Annotated in this window: 19 protein-coding genes and 1 other annotated feature; of the genes, 18 read left to right on the top strand and 1 reads right to left on the bottom strand. The window is 43.2% G+C overall.

Annotated features, from left to right (window positions below; translation table 11 throughout):
- Window positions 1-100 precede the first annotated feature (100 nt).
- A complete protein-coding gene (locus tag ACE4RR_RS02315) occupies window positions 101-970 on the bottom strand; it encodes a DMT family transporter (protein ID WP_375533778.1) in 870 nt (289 codons plus the stop codon).
- A gap of 295 nt (window positions 971-1,265) precedes the next feature.
- On the opposite strand from ACE4RR_RS02315, the gene ACE4RR_RS02310 reads away from it, so the two are divergent.
- The 18 genes from ACE4RR_RS02310 (at window position 1,266) to ACE4RR_RS02225 (ending at window position 18,961) form a co-directional block, all read left to right on the top strand.
- Complete coding sequence (locus ACE4RR_RS02310) at window positions 1,266-2,216, top strand: sigma-E processing peptidase SpoIIGA (RefSeq protein ID WP_375533777.1); 951 nt, start codon at window positions 1,266-1,268, stop codon at window positions 2,214-2,216.
- Between the two features lie 27 nt (window positions 2,217-2,243).
- Window positions 2,244-2,957, top strand: coding sequence for an RNA polymerase sporulation sigma factor SigE (sigE, locus tag ACE4RR_RS02305; RefSeq protein ID WP_375533776.1), 714 nt, complete (start codon window positions 2,244-2,246; stop codon window positions 2,955-2,957).
- Window positions 2,958-3,330: 373 nt separating this feature from the next.
- Complete coding sequence (sigG, locus tag ACE4RR_RS02300; RefSeq protein ID WP_375533775.1) at window positions 3,331-4,116, top strand: RNA polymerase sporulation sigma factor SigG; 786 nt, start codon at window positions 3,331-3,333, stop codon at window positions 4,114-4,116.
- Window positions 4,117-4,598: 482 nt separating this feature from the next.
- On the top strand, window positions 4,599-4,838 hold the full coding sequence (locus ACE4RR_RS02295; protein ID WP_375533774.1) for a YlmC/YmxH family sporulation protein: 240 nt from the start codon (window positions 4,599-4,601) through the stop codon (window positions 4,836-4,838).
- Window positions 4,839-4,917: 79 nt separating this feature from the next.
- Window positions 4,918-5,742 (top strand): peptidoglycan editing factor PgeF, encoded by an 825-nt coding sequence (gene pgeF, locus ACE4RR_RS02290; protein ID WP_375533773.1) that lies wholly within the window; start codon window positions 4,918-4,920, stop codon window positions 5,740-5,742.
- 25 nt (window positions 5,743-5,767) lie between these two features.
- Window positions 5,768-6,460, top strand: coding sequence for a YggS family pyridoxal phosphate-dependent enzyme (locus ACE4RR_RS02285; protein WP_375533772.1), 693 nt, complete (start codon window positions 5,768-5,770; stop codon window positions 6,458-6,460).
- 36 nt (window positions 6,461-6,496) lie between these two features.
- Entirely contained in the window at window positions 6,497-6,913 is a 417-nt protein-coding gene (locus ACE4RR_RS02280; RefSeq protein ID WP_375533771.1) for a cell division protein SepF, read from the top strand.
- 23 nt (window positions 6,914-6,936) lie between these two features.
- Window positions 6,937-7,191, top strand: coding sequence for a YggT family protein (locus ACE4RR_RS02275; RefSeq protein WP_375533770.1), 255 nt, complete (start codon window positions 6,937-6,939; stop codon window positions 7,189-7,191).
- Window positions 7,192-7,194: 3 nt separating this feature from the next.
- Window positions 7,195-7,971 carry a YlmH family RNA-binding protein gene (locus tag ACE4RR_RS02270; protein ID WP_375533769.1) on the top strand — a complete coding sequence of 259 codons (777 nt, stop codon included), beginning with the start codon at window positions 7,195-7,197 and terminating at the stop codon, window positions 7,969-7,971.
- Window positions 7,972-8,043: 72 nt separating this feature from the next.
- Entirely contained in the window at window positions 8,044-8,568 is a 525-nt protein-coding gene (locus ACE4RR_RS02265; RefSeq protein WP_375533768.1) for a DivIVA domain-containing protein, read from the top strand.
- A gap of 42 nt (window positions 8,569-8,610) precedes the next feature.
- Window positions 8,611-8,828 (top strand) — a binding site (T-box leader).
- 134 nt (window positions 8,829-8,962) lie between these two features.
- Window positions 8,963-11,731, top strand: a complete 2,769-nt coding sequence (gene ileS / locus ACE4RR_RS02260) for an isoleucine--tRNA ligase (protein WP_375533767.1) — start codon at window positions 8,963-8,965, stop codon at window positions 11,729-11,731.
- Between the two features lie 147 nt (window positions 11,732-11,878).
- Complete coding sequence (gene lspA / locus ACE4RR_RS02255; protein WP_375533766.1) at window positions 11,879-12,358, top strand: signal peptidase II; 480 nt, start codon at window positions 11,879-11,881, stop codon at window positions 12,356-12,358.
- Window positions 12,355-13,269 (top strand): RluA family pseudouridine synthase, encoded by a 915-nt coding sequence (locus tag ACE4RR_RS02250; RefSeq protein WP_375533765.1) that lies wholly within the window; start codon window positions 12,355-12,357, stop codon window positions 13,267-13,269. The genes lspA and ACE4RR_RS02250 overlap by 4 nt, the downstream gene beginning before the upstream one ends.
- Before the next feature lie 238 nt (window positions 13,270-13,507).
- Window positions 13,508-14,059: a bifunctional pyr operon transcriptional regulator/uracil phosphoribosyltransferase PyrR gene (gene pyrR / locus ACE4RR_RS02245; RefSeq protein ID WP_375533764.1), complete on the top strand. Its 552-nt coding sequence runs from the start codon at window positions 13,508-13,510 to the stop codon at window positions 14,057-14,059.
- A 146-nt stretch (window positions 14,060-14,205) separates the two neighbouring features.
- Window positions 14,206-15,537, top strand: coding sequence for a uracil-xanthine permease family protein (locus ACE4RR_RS02240; RefSeq protein WP_375533763.1), 1,332 nt, complete (start codon window positions 14,206-14,208; stop codon window positions 15,535-15,537).
- 114 nt (window positions 15,538-15,651) lie between these two features.
- Window positions 15,652-16,596 (top strand): aspartate carbamoyltransferase catalytic subunit, encoded by a 945-nt coding sequence (locus ACE4RR_RS02235; RefSeq protein WP_375533922.1) that lies wholly within the window; start codon window positions 15,652-15,654, stop codon window positions 16,594-16,596.
- The gene (locus ACE4RR_RS02230; RefSeq protein WP_375533762.1) at window positions 16,593-17,876 is read left to right on the top strand and encodes a dihydroorotase; all 1,284 of its coding nucleotides are present in this window, start codon (window positions 16,593-16,595) and stop codon (window positions 17,874-17,876) included. The genes ACE4RR_RS02235 and ACE4RR_RS02230 overlap by 4 nt, the downstream gene beginning before the upstream one ends.
- Window positions 17,873-18,961, top strand: a complete 1,089-nt coding sequence (locus ACE4RR_RS02225) for a carbamoyl phosphate synthase small subunit (protein ID WP_375533761.1) — start codon at window positions 17,873-17,875, stop codon at window positions 18,959-18,961. The genes ACE4RR_RS02230 and ACE4RR_RS02225 overlap by 4 nt, the downstream gene beginning before the upstream one ends.

The following is an 18,961-nucleotide window of genomic DNA, read 5'->3' as shown; positions in this document are numbered from 1 at the left end:
TAATCCGTTTCGTACACTACTTAAATCAAAGTGGTGTACTTTTTTTGCCTGCATATAAATCGTCATATGAAATTTTTGAGTTTCCTAGAACTATACTTTCTTAGCTGGACTGCTTCACACTAAGTATAGTAATCGTGACCAGGATAACCACCATTCCAAGAAGTTGAATGGCAGTCAATTGATCTCCGATAAGCAGAACGCTAAATAATGAAGCTGTCACAGGTTCTACCATAGCGACCATTGAAGCGGTTGTCGGGGTAGTTTTTCGAATGCCAATCACATACAATATAAATGAAATTCCAGCTCCTAAGATTCCTAAAAGAAGAAACCAACCGCTGTCGCTTGACGTCACTGCACCAGCTGCTTCACTTTTGTCCGTAATTAGAAAAAGGATGAGACAAAAGGAAAAAAAGGCAATGGTTAAAGTTGTCTGTGGCTTACCGATAGAAGTGGCGTTCTTAAACCCGAATATAAACAGTGCATAGGAAAGGCCGGCAGCAAGGCCTGCTGCTGCTCCTAGAAAACTTACTGAAATTGTATTGGTATTGTAGGCACCTGTAAGCAGTACAATCCCCATAAGTACACCGGCAATGCATCGCCATTTAAACCAAGTCGAACGTTCTATTCGTAATATAAAAGAGATTAAAAGGACGAACACTGGTGCGGTATACATTAAAGTAGCAGCGACAGCAATACTGGATGCCTGGATACTGAGAAAATAAAAAGTAAAATTCCCAGCAACACCAACCCCAGCTAATAGGGACCATATGTATAAACGAGTAGAGAAAATCCAGTTTTGTCTTATTCGAAAAAGCAGCCAAGCGAAAAAACATATAAAACCAACAGCCCCCCGGTAAAGGGAAATCACAATGGGATCCCAGCCCTTGTTCATTAAAATATCAGCAATTCCCCCACTAATGCCCCAGCATACAGCGGCTAGTATTACTAATCCTACACCTGCAAATTTCATCGTGCGCCTCCTAGAAAGTAATTGTAAGAATAATCATGATATCTATTAGAAATGTACTTGGTATTCCTTTCATTTTATATTCCTAAACCTAAGTCAGGAGTTCATTTGCAGAACAAAAAAGATAGGGCAGCAAATAATTCTCTGCACCCCTATCTTTTTTGATTAATCACTTGTCATTCAAGAGAAACGGTGGCCATTTGGTTTTTTGACAAGAAAACTAAAAACTAGCAGTGCAGCTGTATCATAAACTGACAGACTTCGAAAACAATAGCTTATATAATTACTTTACTTCCTCATGAGAAGAAGGAAGGAAGGTGATAATATATATTACTTAGATGTGTTGTGGGTGATAAATCTCATTATACATGTCATTATTTTTTCCGGTACTTCCAGGCTCATTAAAAAGAAGATTTCATTGAGGCGTTTACTATTTATCTCAGCTGCAGCTTCATGCTCGGTATTCATCGTGATGACCCCTTTTGAAAACTGGCTCATTCATCCAGCAGGTAAGGGTCTGCTATCTGTCTTTTGCGTTTTAGGTGCTTTCGGATTTGTGTCTCTGCAATTATTTTTACGGACACTCTGCATGTTTTATGTGGTCAGCTTTTTAGCAGCAGGCGTCATGCTTGGAATGGAATCAATCCGGTTTTCAGCCGTTCAGTCTTCCTCGTTACTATCAGAACATTCAGCATCCATGTTCAGCAGCTTTTCCTACAGTTTAATCCTTTTTGCTGTACCTTTTATATGGAAATCTCTACATTTTACAGAAAGGATTATGAAACTGAGAAATATTCAAATGACGAAACTTGCTGATGTCATTATTACAATGGATGATTCCACCGTGCAAAGCAAGGCGCTTGTAGATACGGGCAATCAAGTGAAGGATCCCGTTACGGGTACCCCATTAATGGTTGCAGAATTATCGCTTTTTAAACATATCCTACCGGACAAGGAGTATGAAAAGATCAGGAGATTGCTCGAAACGATGAACCTAGAAGAACTTGAATATATTCACGCCTTCAAAGGCCGATGGCGGATCGTACCGTTTCGAACAGCCGGCCATGAAATGAAAATGATGCTTGCCTGCAAGCCAGATAAGGTGCAGGTTCATTATGCGGAAAAAATGTATACCTTTGATCCCTTTCTTATCGGATTAGAATGCCGGGTATTATCATCGAGCAGCGATTTTTCAATTATTTTTCCTTCTGACCCTATACAGGAGGCAGATACGGAGGAAGCTTCTTAATGGAAATGTAAAATAGGAGGGACAGCCTTGATTAAACTTAAGCTGCGGTTGTTTTGGTATAAATGTTTAAAGTTAATTGGATTAAAACCGGACGAACTATATTATATTGGAGGAAGTGAAGCTCTTCCTCCTCCTCTTTCAAAAGAAGAGGAAGCTCATTTGATTAGTCTGCTTCCAAATGATGACGAAGCCGCACGCTCCATCTTAATAGAAAGAAATCTGCGTCTGGTTGTTTATATTGCTCGTAAATTTGAGAATACAGGCATAAATATTGAGGATTTAATCAGTATCGGAACCATCGGCTTAATTAAAGCGGTAAATACTTTTAATCCTGAAAAGAAAATAAAGCTCGCGACTTACGCGTCAAGGTGTATTGAAAACGAAATACTTATGCATCTCCGGCGCACGAACAAGTTGCGTTCTGAAATATCTTTTGACGAGCCGCTTAATATTGACTGGGACGGTAATGAACTGCTTCTATCCGATGTGCTTGGCACAGAAGAAGATATTATTACCAAGGGAATCGAGGAAAAAGTCGACCGCAGACTTCTCAGGAGAGCACTTGGTACGTTAAATGACCGGGAGAAACAAATTATGGAAATGCGTTTCGGGCTTGCAGGAAATAAAGAAAAAACGCAGAAAGATGTCGCGGATATGCTCGGCATTTCACAGTCTTACATTTCCCGGCTGGAAAAAAGAATTATTAAAAGACTGAAAAAAGAATTTAATAAAATGGTGTAATTTAAAAATTTCACTCTGCGGAACTGCTGGATGATTATCTGGCAGTTTTTTCATTGCCCGCGTCCAGTACATAATTCAGATTTCAATTCTTATCACTTATGGGCAGGTAACTGCTATAAATTAATTAAAATTTTAATTATATCAGAGTTTGACTTATGAAATTCATTCAATTAAGAAAGGAAAAAATAATTTTACCAGCCAGACCAGGCAGCAAGCCAGTTTTATCTTAGCTGCTATTTTAACTGCTTCCAATCTTTGCATAAAAGTTTTTTCTCAGGGACATACTTAACGAGAACATATATCGATCATGACGGGGCATGCCGAAATATCAAGTCAAGCTCCAGACATCCACGCCCTGGGAGGGAAACATAGTATGCGAAGCAAGGTACAGATATGCGGAGTAGATACTTCTAAGCTTCCGGTGTTAAAAAACAAAGAAATGAGGGAGCTGTTTACCAAAATGCAGGCAGGTGATGAATTCGCCCGCGAATCATTGGTAAATGGCAACCTTCGGCTCGTATTAAGTGTGATTCAGCGCTTTAATAATCGTGGTGAACACATGGATGATTTATTTCAGGTAGGGTGCATCGGTTTAATGAAATCCATTGATAACTTTGATCTTTCCCAAAATGTTCGTTTTTCTACTTACGCTGTTCCGATGATCATCGGTGAAGTCCGCCGATATTTAAGAGACAACAATCCGATCCGCGTATCACGTTCACTGCGGGACGTAGCGTATAAGGCCCTGCAGGTAAGAGATCAATTAATGGCGGAAGGATCACGCGAAACAGAACCGACTATCCAGGAGATAGCGAAAGTATTGGACGTTCCAAAGGAGGATGTGGTTTTTGCCCTGGATGCTATTCAGGATCCGGTTTCTCTTTTTGAACCGATATACAATGACGGAGGTGATCCAATTTATGTCATGGATCAGGTCAGAGATGAAAAAGAACAGGATAAAAAGTGGACCGAACATCTTGCTCTTAAAGAGGCCATGAGACAATTAAATGGCAGAGAGAAGTTGATCCTCGATATGCGTTTTTTTCAGGGAAAGACGCAAATGGAAGTCGCAGATGAGATCGGTATATCCCAGGCGCAGGTATCACGACTGGAAAAAGCTGCGATTAAACAAATGAATAGACATACAAGTGAAGAATAAATATTGTCCGGCTGACGCCCGGACTTTTTTAAATATAAGATAGGCGGACGCTTTTCGTAGGGCTTGTCTTCAACTAATTCTGCCTCAGCTAACTTGGTCAAGAAGATTACTTGAACAAGTGGATCTTCGGCTCGCGCTGCCCGCGGTAAAGAAAAACTAGGCTTGTCGCCAGGAAATGGCGAAAGACCTAGCTTTTCTTATTTACTCCATTAGAATAAATCGCTCTAACGTGTAAGCGAGTTTGCGCAGGGATAATCAACCTCTTTATACAACTTCTCTTATAAATAAACCGTCTTTTTTTTCACAAGAGTACTTTTTCAGCAGCTTAGAGGTTTTGCCCGGTTATTCATAATTCAGCCGGCTTTTAGATTATTTAGTTATTAAAAGGGAGTCGTAGCTTTTCTAATAACTCAGGTATTAGGAGTCGAACTTATCATATACATATACATAGAATGATAAATGGGTTGGAGGGAGAGCAGAAAATGAGAATATCTGACCTTCAGGCAAAAGATATTGTTAACGTGCATTCGGGTAAAAGGCTTGGTCATGCCGGGGACGTCGAAATAAATGTAGACACAGGCCATATTGACGCGATTGTAGTAGGTGGAAGTGCGAAGATGATGTCGTTGTTTAATAGAGAAAATGAATTTATTGTACCGTGGTCACAAATTGTGAAAATTGGATCTGACGTCATCTTAGTAGATATAAATGAAGGGGAATAGACAGAAGATTTATTATCAGCATGTGTGCAAAATATGTTAAAATAAAATGACTTGATGCGACGAATAAGGAAGAGATGTTATGAATATTGAGCCATTTGAACAAAATCAGGATTGCTTATTAATGATAAAAGAAAATAAGTTCTTGTATAATAACAGTGTATCTGCGGGCTTTACAACTCGAAAAAACGGAAACGGATCCGCCCCATATGATACGTTAAATACAGCGTTTCATGTCGAGGACGATTCGGCCGCAGTCTTAAAAAATCGTCAATTGACCGCGAACCGTATCGGTTTTCCATTAGAGAACTGGGCAGCTGCCAGACAGGTGCATGGTGCCTCGATCTGGAAAGCCGGTTCAGCGGACCGCGGCAGGGGAGCAATGGATTTAGAAAGTGCCGGCGCTGATGCTGACGGTATTTATACACGAGAGAAAAATGTACTTCTCACCAGCGTTTATGCAGATTGTGTTCCTCTGCTGTTTCATGCGGCGGGCCATCAATGTGCCGGCCTTGCGCATGCCGGATGGAAAGGAACCGCTATGAATATTGCCGGTGCCTTTGTTCAAACATGGAAAAACATTGAACAGATTGATCCGGAAGATATACAGGTGGTGATCGGGCCGGCGATCTCTAAGCCGGCATACGAGGTGGACAGCCGGGTTATCGAGGCGATGAAGCAGGTACTGCCTTCAAAATCCTCCCCTCCCTGGGACGAAAAAGATAACGGCAAGTTTCAGCTTGATATGAAAGAAATGAACCGCCTGCTTTTAATCGATGCCGGTGTACCGCTGCAGCAGATATATGTAAGCCGTCACTGTACATATAAAGAAAGCCGGCTTTTTTTCTCTCACCGCCGTGATGGTGCAAGGACGGGGAGGATGATGAGCTGGATTGCGCTCGTGTAAACAAGATGGAAGGAGCTTCTCACAGGTGACCGTAGCAGATAATTATAATCGTATTCAAAAAGCTATTAAGCAGGCTTGTGAACTCGCCGGCCGTGATTCAAACATTAATATTATTGCTGTAACAAAATACGTTTCACTACAGAAAACAGAAGAAGCACTGAGGGCAGGGATAACACATCTCGGGGAAAACCGTATGGAAGGAGCTCTTGAAAAATGGGAGCATTTTCACGATAAAGCGACGCTGCACTTTATCGGAAGCCTTCAGTCCAAAAAAGCGAAGCATATTATCGAAAAATATGATTATATTCATTCACTAGACCGTCTCTCTCTTGCAAAAGAATTGGACAAGCGCTGCCCAGAGGGGCGGAAAATTCGGTGCTTTGTACAGGTAAATGTGTCTGGTGAAGATTCTAAATCGGGTATACAGCCGGACGAAGCTGTTGATTTTATTGAATCTTTAAAAGAATTTGCAGCTGTGGAAGTAGTCGGTTTAATGACAATGGCTCCTTACGAAAAAAATCCTGAAGACACCAGGCCGATATTTCGCAGACTTCGTGAGCTTAGAGACCGTATTCGGAGTTTGAATTATCCGCATGCGCCATGCGGGGAGTTATCGATGGGGATGTCCAATGATTACACTGTAGCAGTGGAAGAAGGTGCTACCTATATACGAATCGGCTCTTTATTGGTAGGAAACGAGCAGGGTAATGCAAAATAACCGAAGATTACTGGACCTTCAAAGGAGGGAACGAAAATGACTATTAAATCTAAATTTAAACGTTTTTTCGAACTCGACGATGATGTAGTGGAACAGGAAATGGAAGTAAGAGATGATACCTTTTATCAGGAGGATTCCAAACCTTCGTCGGGTAAAAACGTTGTCAGCCTGCAAAGTGTGCAGCAGTCCTCCAAGGTGATACTGCTAGAACCAAGAAATTATGAAGAAGCTCAGGACATTGCCGACCATTTGAAAAATCGTAAAGCAGTTATTATTAACCTGCAGCGGATACAAAAGGAGCAGGCGAAGCGAATCGTTGATTTTTTAAGCGGAACAGTTTACGCTATCGGTGGAGATATTCAAAAAGTCGGAGTGGATATCTTCCTATGTACCCCTGATAATATTGACGTCTCCGGCACGATTTCAGAAATCCTATATAATTCGTACGATTGACATTTTAAAGGAGAAGATGCTGCATGGCCATGATTGGAAACGTGCTGCTTACGATTATGCAGATATATTCGTATGCAATTCTGATTTATATTTTGCTTTCCTGGTTCCCGAACGCCAGAGAATCTTCGTTCGGCCAAATGCTTGCAAGAATAGTAGAACCGTATCTAGAACCATTCCGAAAAATCATTCCTCCTCTCGGAATGATTGATATATCACCGATTGTCGCAATAATTACTCTCCATTTTGCCCGTTACGGCGTCATGGCACTTTTCTTCTAAGATATGAACCTATTTGAACATTACCGCGAAGATGAACAGACGTTTGTAGAACAGGTTTTGGGCTGGAAAGAATCAGTGGAGACCGGATATGAGAGAAAATTAACAGATTTTCTTGACCCCAGACAGCAGGATATTGCTGCTTCTGTTATCGGAAAAGATGAAACAGTACACTTCGCTTTTGATGGGGGTATGAAATACAGTGAAAGAAAAAGAGCGTTGCTGTATCCGTTTTACGAAACACCTGAGAGACAAGATTTTGAGTTATCGTACTTTCAGCTTCAATATCCTTCAAAGTTCGTAACACTCAGCCACCGTGATATTCTCGGAGCGCTGGTCGGACTTGGGCTGAAACGAGGCAAATACGGAGATATCGTGGAAGGGAACGGTTTTTTTCAATTCGCAGCATGTAAGGATGTATCCCTTTATATCGAAATGAACTTGAAAAAAGTCGGCAGTGCGTCAGTCACTCTAGAACCCATCGATGCGGACTCCCTGCTCGAACAGGGGGAGGACTGGCAGGAGGTTCACGCCACCGTTTCCTCACTACGCCTGGATGTTCTATTAGCAGAAATGTTCCGGCTTTCCCGCAGTAAAACTGTGCCATTCATAGATAAAGGCAGAGTTAAGGTGAACTGGCGGACGGTCGAGCAGCCCTCCTACTCGCTACAGCCCGGGGATTATATATCCGTACGTGGACTAGGACGCCGGAAACTGCTAGATGAAGCAGGCAGAACAAAAAAAGACCGATTAAAAATCATCTACGGAAAAAAAGAGAATTGAAGGACTTTTCCTGAATTTGTCGAAAGAGTATCGTTAAGTGAAAATTGATTAAAAATACGGAGGTGCATTTTTTTGCCTTTAACCCCATTAGATATCCACAATAAAGAGTTTACCCGTGGCTTTCGTGGCTATGATGAAGATGAAGTAAACGAATTTCTTGATCAGGTTATTAAAGATTTTGAAAATGTCATTCAAGAGAAGAATGAATTGTTTACAAAGGTAAATGAATTAGAAGAGAGGCTGGAGCATTTTTCTAATATTGAACAGACACTGAATAAATCTATTCTTGTTGCCCAGGAATCCGCAGAAGAGGTGCGCAGAAGCTCTAAAAAGGAATCTCAGCTGATCGTGAAAGAAGCAGAGAAGAATGCTGACCGAATTATCAACGATGCCTTGAATAAATCCAGAAAAATTGAACTTGAAATAGAGGAATTGAAAAAGCAGGCATCCGTCTACAGAATGCGTTTTAAGATGTTGATAGAAGCTCAGATGGAAATGCTACATAATGATGACTGGGATGAAGTTGCCGCGCTTGGTACGGAAAAGGAAGAGGAGAAGCAGAGCCTCTATGCGGGCAGCCAGAAAAAAGTTGACTAATCCAGCAGAATTGTTCTATAATTTCATCACACTAAATATGGTTAATTGACGAAGAACGGGACGCGTCTCTTTATTCACTATTTACAGCGAGCCGTGAAATGGTGCAAGCACGGTAATAACGAAAGAGAGTTCATCACCCTGGAGTTCTTGTATCGAACAAAAGTAGATACAGGCGGTTTCTGCCGTTATCAGATGAAAGTGGCATGTGCGGAAAAGCACGTGCAACCAGGGTGGTACCGCGAGACCTTCTCGTCCCTTTTTGGGGATGAGAAGTTTTTTTGTGCATTGGCGTAAACATTTGATTCGTATACGTTTCAATTGATGGGGCAAAGAAGCCTGGAAATTTAGACGTAACATATAGAGAACCTTTCCAAGGAAAGAAGGAGGAAGAAGTATGAGCTACAAAGAAACATTATTAATGCCAAAAACCGAATTTCCGATGCGCGGAAATCTTCCGAATCGGGAGCCGGAAAAGCAGCAGCAATGGGAGAAGGAAAATATTTATCAAAAAGTTCAGGAACGGACAAAAGGACGTCCTCTCTTTATTCTCCATGACGGACCGCCTTATGCGAATGGGGACATTCATATGGGGCATGCTCTGAATAAAGTGCTGAAGGATTTTATTGTGAGATATAAATCAATGAATGGATATCATGCCCCATATGTTCCAGGCTGGGATACTCACGGTCTGCCTATTGAGACAGCACTGACGAAAAATAAGAAAGTTGACCGAAAGAAAATGACGATCGCTGAATTTCGTCAGGCATGTGAAAATTATGCTCTCGAACAGGTTGATCGTCAGCGCGATCAGTTTAAACGCCTTGGAGTACGCGGCGATTGGGATAATCCATATATCACTCTTACAAATGAATACGAAGCAGAGCAGATTAAAGTGTTCGGTGATATGGCAAAGAAAGGTTATATATATAAAGGGAAAAAGCCGGTTTACTGGTCCCCTTCCTCTGAATCGGCTCTTGCAGAAGCTGAAATAGAGTATCATGACAAACGCTCACCGTCAATTTATGTAACCTTTGATGTAAAAGACGGCAAAAATGTTCTCGACGGGGATGAAAAATTCATTATCTGGACGACAACGCCCTGGACAATCCCGGCGAATTTAGGTATTACTGTCCACCCTGAGTTAACATATGCCGTCGTGAAGACGGAGAGCGGAAAATATATCGTTGCAGAAGGACTGCTTGAGGAGCTTGGCAGGGAACTCGAATGGGATAATGTGGAAGTTGTGCGCACCATGAAGGGTGGAGACCTCGAACACGTAATGACGATGCACCCTATTTACGGGCGTGATACTCTTGTTATTCTTGGAGATCACGTAACACTTGATGCTGGAACCGGTTGTGTACACACAGCCCCTGGACACGGGGAAGATGACTATGTGGTCGGTCAGAAATATGGTTTGGAGACTCTCTGCCCTGTTGACGATAAAGGTTATTTCACGGAAGAAGCACCGGGTTTTGAAGGGCTGTTCTATGATGAGGCAAACAAACCGATTTCACAAAAGCTGGATGAGCTTGATGCTCTATTAAAACTCAGCTTTATTACGCACTCGTATCCGCACGATTGGCGCACAAAAAAACCGGTTATTTTCCGCGCGACAGCTCAATGGTTTGCCTCAATCAAAGACTTTCGAAATGAGCTTCTTGATGCAGTTAACAGTGTAAATTGGGTGCCGGAATGGGGAGAAACTAGACTTTATAATATGGTGCGTGACCGCGGAGACTGGTGTATTTCGCGACAGCGTGCATGGGGTGTACCAATTCCAATTTTCTATGGAGAAGACGGGGCCGAAATTATTACAGATGAAACGATCAGCCATGTATCGGACCTTTTTAGGAAACACGGCTCTAATATCTGGTTTGAGTGGGAGACGAAGCAGCTGCTTCCGGATGGTTACGAATCCGAGCATAGTCCCAATGGAGAATTCTCAAGAGAAATGGATATTATGGACGTTTGGTTTGACAGCGGTTCTTCCCACCAGTCGGTTCTCGAAGAACGGGAGGAGCTGCAGCGCCCTGCCGATGTATATCTCGAAGGTTCGGACCAATACCGGGGCTGGTTTAATTCATCTTTATCTACAAGTGTAGCAGTGGCGGGCCAAGCGCCTTTTAAAACGATTGTCAGCCATGGCTTTGCACTTGACGGCAACGGCCGGAAAATGAGTAAATCCCTTGGCAATGTGATTGTTCCAAATAAAGTAATGAAACAGCTGGGAGCCGACATTCTAAGGCTGTGGGTATCTTCAGTAGATTATCAGGCTGATGTCCGAATTTCTGATGATATATTAAAACAGGTAGCTGAATCCTACCGAAAAATCAGAAATACATTTCGTTTCATGCTCGGAAATCTTCACGATTTTGAACCAAACACGAACAGTGTAGCATTTGATGAGCTCTCAGAGCTTGACCGATATATGCTTGTGAAGCTTCAGGATGTTATAAAAAAAGCGAAAAAGGGATATGATGATTTTCAATTCGCAGGAGTGTACCATGCGCTGCATAATTTTTGTACGATTGAATTAAGCTCTTTTTACATGGACATTGCAAAGGACACTCTTTACATCGATGCTCCGGATTCAAAGAGCCGTCGATCCATTCAGACAGTGCTTTATGAAACTCTTGTATCGCTCGTTCAGCTTTCAGCACCTATTATTCCCCATACAGCAGACGAGGTGTGGGAGTTTATCCCTGGCAGAGACGAGGAAAGTGTACAGCTTTCTGACATGCCGGAGGAAGAGGCGCTCGAAAAGGCGGACGCCCTGCGCAGCAAATGGGATAGAATCATGGAAGCAAGAGATGATGTACTGAAATCCCTCGAAAATGCCAGAAATGAAAAACTTATCGGCAAATCTTTAACGGCAGCCATTACCCTTTATCCTGAAAAGGAATTAAAGGAACTTCTTGAAAACGCAGGTGATTTATCAAAGCTTTTCATCGTTTCTTCCGCCGCTATTGGTGGAGATAAAAGCGAAGCACCTGCGGATGCAGAAGAGTATCAGCAGGTCGCTATTGAAGTGGCTGCAGCGGAGGGGGAAACATGCGAGCGCTGCTGGACAGTTTCAACTACTGTTGGCAGAGATAAAAAGCATCCGGGACTTTGTCAAAAATGTGCCACAATTGTAAATGACCACTACAGCAGTGTATAACGCTGGACGGAAGGGAAAGAACAGGAGAAATCCTGTTCTTTTTCTTTATATTTACCAGCTCCGGTATGATATGCTAAAATGCATAAAGTATGAGAAAAGCCAAAAGCCGTTTTATCGGATGATGAGGCAGAAATTAGGGTGCGGGATATGATCATTATTTTATACTATGCAGCGGCAGCAATAATTATTGGACTTGATCAATTTACAAAATGGCTCGTTGTCCGCCATATGGAACTTGGAGAAAGCATTGAAATCATCCCTGGTTTTTTCTTTTTAACCTCTCATCGCAATCAAGGAGCAGCCTTTGGCATTCTGCAGGGGCAGATGTGGCTGTTTTATATCGTAACCACGGTTGTTATCATTGCTATCCTTTATCACCTGCATAAATATGGTAAAGAAAGCAGGCTGATTGGTATTCCGCTCGCACTTATACTCGGTGGAGCGATCGGTAATTTTATTGACCGGCTTTTTCTGGGAGAAGTTGTAGACTTTGCGAACACGTATATTTTCGGGTATGATTTTCCGATCTTCAATGTCGCTGATTCAGCATTAACTATCGGTGTAATTGGATTGATCCTAAAAATGCTCGTGGACGAATGGAAAGAAAAGAGGAAAAAGATAGCATGAATGAGTACATTTGGAGCATTAATGAAGAGCATCACGGCACAAGAGTGGATAAGCTGCTAACCGAATTTTCACATGAATGGTCCCGCACTATTATTCAAGCTTGGATAAATGAAGGGTATATAAAGGTAAATGGCACGAAAATAAAAAGTAATTATAAAGTGAACACCGGTGACACAATAACCGTGATTCCTAAGGCTGCCGAGGAGGCCGAAATAGAACCGGAGAATATACCGTTAAGTGTTGTATATGAAGATAGAGATATTATTGTAGTTAATAAGTCGAGAGGTATGGTTGTCCATCCTGCACCAGGCCATGCTTCCGGCACATTAGTCAACGCATTGCTGTATCACTGCAATGATCTGTCCGGCATCAATGGAGAAAAAAGGCCAGGCATTGTTCATCGTATCGATAAAGATACTTCAGGGTTAATTGTGGCAGCTAAGCACAATAAAGCTCATGAGAAATTATCAGAGCAGCTTCAGGATAAATCGATGCAGCGTATGTATTATGCGCTCGTTCATGGAGATATCCCCCATGAGTATGGAACAATTGATGCTCCGATCGGCCGCGATCCGAAAGACCGTCAGAAAATGACAGTCACTGATAAAAATGCCAAACCTGCTGTCACTCATTTTTCAGTGTTGGAACGTTTCGAGAATTATACTTATTTAAAATGCGAGCTGGAAACAGGGAGAACTCATCAGATTCGTGTTCACCTCCAGTACATCGGGCATCCAGTAGCAGGAGACCCTAAATATGGAAGGAAAAATACCCTTCCAATCAGCGGCCAGGCTTTACACGCATTTAAATTGAGCCTCATCCATCCAGCGAATGAAGCGATTATGGAATTTGATGCTCCGCTTCCGGATGATATGGCTGGTGTACTGAGAGATCTTCGAAATAAATCTTGACCGCCTCCGCGAAGTTTGTCATAATAAGAAAAGCGATAAACAATATTATTAATAGAGTACCTTTAATACAGTCCCGTGAGGCTGAGAAGGAACCGTGGCTTAATTCTGGCTGCCCTGCAGGAAATTTCCGCATGGCGTCATGATTTGTGAAAACACGAGACCATCCTCTCACCCATACGGGCGAGGGGATTTTTTACGGCTAATATATAAAACACTTTTTTGGAATGGAGGGCTGCTTGTGGATTCCTATGAAAGAGTACTCCTTGATGAGCAGGCGATCAGAAGAGCGCTGACAAGAGTTTCTCATGAAATTATAGAAAAAAATAAAGGCATCGAAAATATAGTGCTCGTCGGGATAAAAACTCGTGGTGTTCACGTAGCGAGACGTCTCGTCAAACAGATTGCCCGTATCGAAGGAACGGAAATCCCGGCTGGAGAAATTGATATAACGTTATATCGAGATGATTTAACACCTCAGAATGAAGCAGCAGATCCGGAGCTGAAAGGAACGGATATTCCGATTGACGTCAAGGATAAAAAGATTGTGCTTGTTGACGATGTTCTTTACACAGGCCGTACAGTCAGGGCAGCAATGGATGCGGTGATGGATCTTGGCCGTCCGGCACATATTCAACTGGCCGTTTTGATTGACCGGGGGCATCGTGAGCTGCCGATCCGTCCTGACTATGTAGGAAAAAATATCCCGACATCCAAAGATGAAATTATTGCTGTAAAGCTTGAGGAATCTGATAAAAAGGACGAAGTCAGTATTTTCGCGGCGTCCTCATAGTAAGCCTCTTTAATCCAGTCCGGAGAGACAGGAAAGAGGTATAAGCGGGGAAAGAGATAATAATTCTTTTTCCTGCGTTTTGTACCTCTTTGCCCTGCGGCAGAGAGTTTTTTTTCGTAAATAAATCACAATGGGGGATGGCAGGGATGGATAGAAATGTAAAGTTAGATGTCCATGAGGTTCCAAAAATAAATCAATGGCTCATTCTCAGCATGCAGCATCTATTTGCTATGTTTGGTGCGACGATACTTGTACCTGTACTCACTGAATTAAGCCCGGCGGTAGCTCTTGTTTCGAGCGGGCTCGGCACATTAGCATACCTTGTCATTACGAAAGGAAAAATCCCGGCGTATCTTGGCTCCTCCTTTGCATTTATTATGCCGGTGATCGCTGCCATGTCGATCGGGGGACCGGAAGGAGTAATGATCGGGTCTTTTACTGCAGGCATTATCTATGGAATCACTGCCATTCTCATTAAATGGACGGGCATAAACTGGATTATGAATCTTCTTCCTCCGATTGTGGTCGGGCCGGTCATTATGGTAATCGGACTCGGGCTGGCGGGTACAGCTATTGAAATGGCGATGAACTATGATTCTGACAGCGGCAGGTATATCGAACCTATGACACATTTTTCAGTTGCCCTGGTGACATTAGCGATTACGATTCTGGCTTCCATCTTCTTTAAAGGGTTCTTTAACCTGATACCGATAGTTTTTGGAATAGCAGGCGGCTACATTACGGCTGCGTATCTTGGACTCATTTCTTTTGGGGAAATTGCTGCAGCGCCATGGTTTCATATACCGGAATTCGTTATACCTTTTGCTACGTTCACTCCGCAGTGGTCCTGGAGTATCGTTTTAATCATGGCACCTATCGCGATTGTCACGCTCGCAGAGCATATGGGTGATCAAATGGTGCTCAGTAAAGTTGCCGGAAAAAATTTCTTGAAGGAACCAGGCCTGCACCGTTCGATATTAGGAGACGGCGTAGCCACTATTATTGCATCCTTTATCGGCGGGCCGCCTAATACGACGTATGGTGAAAATATTGGAGTGCTTGCCATCACCCGGGTTTTTAGCGTGTTCGTTGTCGGAGGAGCTGCATTCCTTGCAGTCGCATTTGGATTTATCGGCAAAGTAGAAGCAGTTATTGCAAGCATCCCCGGGGCGGTGATGGGGGGAATTTCCATCCTCTTATTCGGGATTATCGCTTCTTCCGGAATGAGGATGCTGATCGATAATCAAATCGACTTTGGGGTGAAAAGGAACCTGATCATATCTTCAGTCATTCTTGTTACAGGAATAGGTGGAGCATTTATCCCTGTAACCGAAAATTTAGAAATAACAGGAATGGCGCTGGCGACTGCAATCGGTATTATCCTGCACGCTGTTCTGCCTGACAAAGAAGCAAGCTATGGAAATCGTTCGATGTTTTCTTCCTTAGACGAGCAATTAAAAGATAAAGATGCTGCTTAAAGTTTCATCCTTTAATAGAGTACAGAGAGACTCCGAAGGGTGCCGCCCCTCTGGATATCTCTGTAATCAGAGGTTTTTTTACAATTATTCAATTATCAGGAGGGGATTGGTTTGATGCTGCAATCTGAATTGACGGCCCGACGGCTGAAGGAAAAGATTCCGTTTCATGTTTTGACCCTTGATGAATGGTCCAAAAATGATATAAATCATTTACTCGAAAGGGCGCAGTTCTTTACTGGACAGCCACGCCAGCAGCCAAATAATAGGTATTATGCGGCGAATTTGTTCTTTGAGCCAAGTACAAGGACAAAAATCAGCTTTGAGGCAGCTGAAAAAAATCTTGGTCTCGATGTTCTGCATTTTGAAGCAGATACGTCGAGCGTCAAAAAAGGTGAAACTCTCTATGATACAGTCAAAACCATTGAGAGCATCGGGGCGGATATTGTGGTCATCCGTCACGGCCAGGAGCGTTATTTTGACGAATTAACCAGGAAAGTAGACATCCCTATTATAAACGGTGGTGATGGCTGCGGACATCATCCCACGCAATCCCTTCTTGATCTGCTTACCATAAAACAGGAATTTGGAGGATTTGAAGGAATTCAGGTCGTGATTGCAGGCGACATTTTTCACAGCAGGGTGGCCCGTTCGAATCTTGATGTGCTCGAAAGGCTCGGTGCGGATGTAAGAGTAAGCGGGCCGGAGGGATGGATGGATGAGACCCTGATGAAAAGATACCTGCCTATGGATGAGGCAGTAAAATCAGCGGATGTCCTGATGATGCTCCGCATTCAGCATGAAAGGCACACGGTCCAGATGGTGGCCGGTCCGGAAGAATACCACCAGCGGTTTGGGTTAACGAAAACCCGTGAAAAAAAGATGAAACCAAACAGCATCATAATGCATCCCGCACCGATTAACCGCGGGGTCGAAATGGACAGCGACCTTGTAGAATGCGATAGATCCAGAATTTTTAAACAAATGAAAAATGGAGTATTCGTAAGAATGGCTGTTTTAGATCTATGCCTGCAACAATCTAATGGAGGGATATCGATATGAGCATGTGGATAAAAAATGCAAAAGTTTATACAAAAGAAGGAAAGCTTGAAAAATTGGATGTGGAAGTGAAAGACGGGTGCTTTGAAGGTATGGGCTCAGCTCCAGCATCTGCAGAAGCTGTAATAGATGCAGAAGGAAAACTTCTCTCTCCCGGGCTGGTGGATGTACACGTACACCTTCGTGAACCTGGAGGAGAGCATAAAGAAACGATTGCTACAGGAACAGCTGCAGCGGCAAAAGGCGGATTTACAACGATTTGTCCAATGCCAAACACCCGCCCGGTACCAGATACTGCTGCTCACATGAAATCATTGCAGGAACGTATTCAAGAAACAGCGGTAGTACCGGTGCTTCCTTACGCCTCTATTACAATCCGCCAACTCGGGGATGAGCTTGTGGATATGGAAGCTTTAAAGAAAGAAGGGGCATTCGCTTTTACGGATGATGGCGTTGGAATCCAGAGCGCAGGCATGATGCTGAATGCAATGAAAAAAGCAGCTTCCCTTGATATGGCAATTGTTGCCCATTGCGAGGATAATACACTGATTAATAAAGGCTCCGTTCATGAGGGCAAATTTTCAAAAATACATGGCATTAATGGGATCCCGTCCGTATGTGAATCGGTACAGATTGCCCGCGATGTATTGCTTGCCGAAGCTGCCGGAGTTCATTACCATGTCTGTCACGTTAGTACAAAAGAATCGGTCCGAGTTATTCGTGACGCTAAAAAAGCTGGAATCCGGGTTACAGCAGAGGTGACTCCACATCATTTAATTCTGTGTGAGGATGATATGCCTGGACTTCATCCTGACTATAAAATGAATCCCCCGTTACGATCCAAAGAAGACCGGGATGCATTAATAGAAGGGCTCCTCGATGGCACCCTTGATGTGATTGCCACTGATCACGCTCCACATGCTTCAGAGGAAAAAGCGGTTGGTCTTGAAAAAGCACCTTTCGGTATTACTGGTTCCGATACAGCCTTTCCGCTTCTTTATTCACAGCTGGTGAAGAATGACATCTGCTCGCTCGAGTTTTTATTAGATCGTCTCACGGCGGCTCCTGCCAAATTGTTCAATATAAACGCAGGGGTAATTAGCAAAGGAAACGCAGCGAACCTGACTTTAATTGATCTGCAGCATGCAGAAGAGATTGATCCTGAAACTTTTCTATCGAAAGGAAAAAATACTCCATTTACGGGCTGGAGCTGTGAGGGCTGGCCGGTCCTGACAATGGTCGATGGACAGATTGTATTTGAAAAGGAAGGGGCATTGTCATGAGAAGAAAGTTAATATTGGAAGATGGAACAGTCTTCACAGGACAGGCAATTGGAAAGCGCGCTGAAGCAACCGGAGAGGTTGTATTTAATACAAGCATGACAGGTTATCAGGAAATGATAACGGATCCGTCCTACTGTGATCAAATTATTACTCTAACCTACCCGTTGATCGGCAATTATGGAATGAATCGTGATGATTTTGAATCGCTTGCCCCTGCTGCCGGAGGGCTTATTGTAAAGGAAGCAGCACTTAATCCGAGTAATTTCAGAAGTCAGGGACCGCTCGATGAATGGTTAAAGGAACATGATATACCAGGCCTTGCCGGCATAGACACTAGAAAACTTACGAGGATAATCCGCCGCACCGGAACTTTGAATGGCAGATTATGCGGTGAAAATGCTGTGGTCGAGGATGTACTTGAAGAACTGAGAGCCTTCGTTCCATCAAAGGATAAAGTCGCTGCTGTCTCTACAAAAAATGCGTATCACGCACCTGGATCTGGTCACCGTGTCGTTTTGATTGATTACGGAGCAAAGCATGGAATTGTACGCAATTTAATTGAACGGGGCTGCGACGTATATGTACTTCCATACAATGCAACTGCCCAAGAAGTTCTCAGGCTTATGCCGGACGGCGTTATGCTGAGCAACGGACCGGGGGACCCGACCGATGTGCCGGAAGCTGTCACAACGGTCAGAAAGCTTATTGGAAGGGTGCCGATATTTGGAATCTGCCTCGGCCATCAGCTCATCAGTCTTGCTTGTGGAGCCACCTCTTCCAAGTTGAGATTCGGCCATCGTGGAGCAAATCATCCCGTTAAAGATGTAAGAACCGGCAGAGTAGACCTTACTTCACAGAACCACGGCTATACGATTGATCGCGATTCCCTTATGGGAACTGATCTGCAGCTGACTCATGTGAATGTTAATGATGGAACCGTGGAAGGGGTAGCTCATCGCAATGAACCTGCTTTCAGTGTGCAGTATCATCCGGAAGCGTGTCCTGGACCGGATGACTCGAATCATCTGTTCGATGCGTTTATGGATATGATCAAAAAACATACAGAAAAACAAGCTTACGTATAA

The sequence above is a fragment of the Alteribacillus sp. HJP-4 genome (assembly GCF_042139015.1).
Classification (GTDB): domain Bacteria; phylum Bacillota; class Bacilli; order Bacillales; family Marinococcaceae; genus JBHIKY01.
This window is presented reverse-complemented; position numbering and strand designations above follow the sequence as displayed.

Excerpts from the sequence above, each read along its gene's own strand:
- ACE4RR_RS02315 (WP_375533778.1), bottom strand. The coding sequence starts at position 970 with ATGAAATTTGCAGGTGTAGGATTAGTAATACTAGCCGCTGTATGCTGG.
- ACE4RR_RS02310 (WP_375533777.1), top strand. The coding sequence starts at position 1,266 with ATGAGAAGAAGGAAGGAAGGTGATAATATATATTACTTAGATGTGTTG.
- sigG (WP_375533775.1), top strand. The coding sequence starts at position 3,331 with ATGCGAAGCAAGGTACAGATATGCGGAGTAGATACTTCTAAGCTTCCG.
- ACE4RR_RS02295 (WP_375533774.1), top strand. The coding sequence starts at position 4,599 with ATGAGAATATCTGACCTTCAGGCAAAAGATATTGTTAACGTGCATTCG.
- pgeF (WP_375533773.1), top strand. The coding sequence starts at position 4,918 with ATGAATATTGAGCCATTTGAACAAAATCAGGATTGCTTATTAATGATA.
- ACE4RR_RS02280 (WP_375533771.1), top strand. The coding sequence starts at position 6,497 with ATGACTATTAAATCTAAATTTAAACGTTTTTTCGAACTCGACGATGAT.
- ACE4RR_RS02275 (WP_375533770.1), top strand. The coding sequence starts at position 6,937 with ATGGCCATGATTGGAAACGTGCTGCTTACGATTATGCAGATATATTCG.
- ACE4RR_RS02270 (WP_375533769.1), top strand. The coding sequence starts at position 7,195 with ATGAACCTATTTGAACATTACCGCGAAGATGAACAGACGTTTGTAGAA.
- ileS (WP_375533767.1), top strand. The coding sequence starts at position 8,963 with ATGAGCTACAAAGAAACATTATTAATGCCAAAAACCGAATTTCCGATG.
- lspA (WP_375533766.1), top strand. The coding sequence starts at position 11,879 with ATGATCATTATTTTATACTATGCAGCGGCAGCAATAATTATTGGACTT.
- ACE4RR_RS02250 (WP_375533765.1), top strand. The coding sequence starts at position 12,355 with ATGAATGAGTACATTTGGAGCATTAATGAAGAGCATCACGGCACAAGA.
- ACE4RR_RS02240 (WP_375533763.1), top strand. The coding sequence starts at position 14,206 with ATGGATAGAAATGTAAAGTTAGATGTCCATGAGGTTCCAAAAATAAAT.
- ACE4RR_RS02235 (WP_375533922.1), top strand. The coding sequence starts at position 15,652 with ATGCTGCAATCTGAATTGACGGCCCGACGGCTGAAGGAAAAGATTCCG.
- ACE4RR_RS02230 (WP_375533762.1), top strand. The coding sequence starts at position 16,593 with ATGAGCATGTGGATAAAAAATGCAAAAGTTTATACAAAAGAAGGAAAG.
- ACE4RR_RS02225 (WP_375533761.1), top strand. The coding sequence starts at position 17,873 with ATGAGAAGAAAGTTAATATTGGAAGATGGAACAGTCTTCACAGGACAG.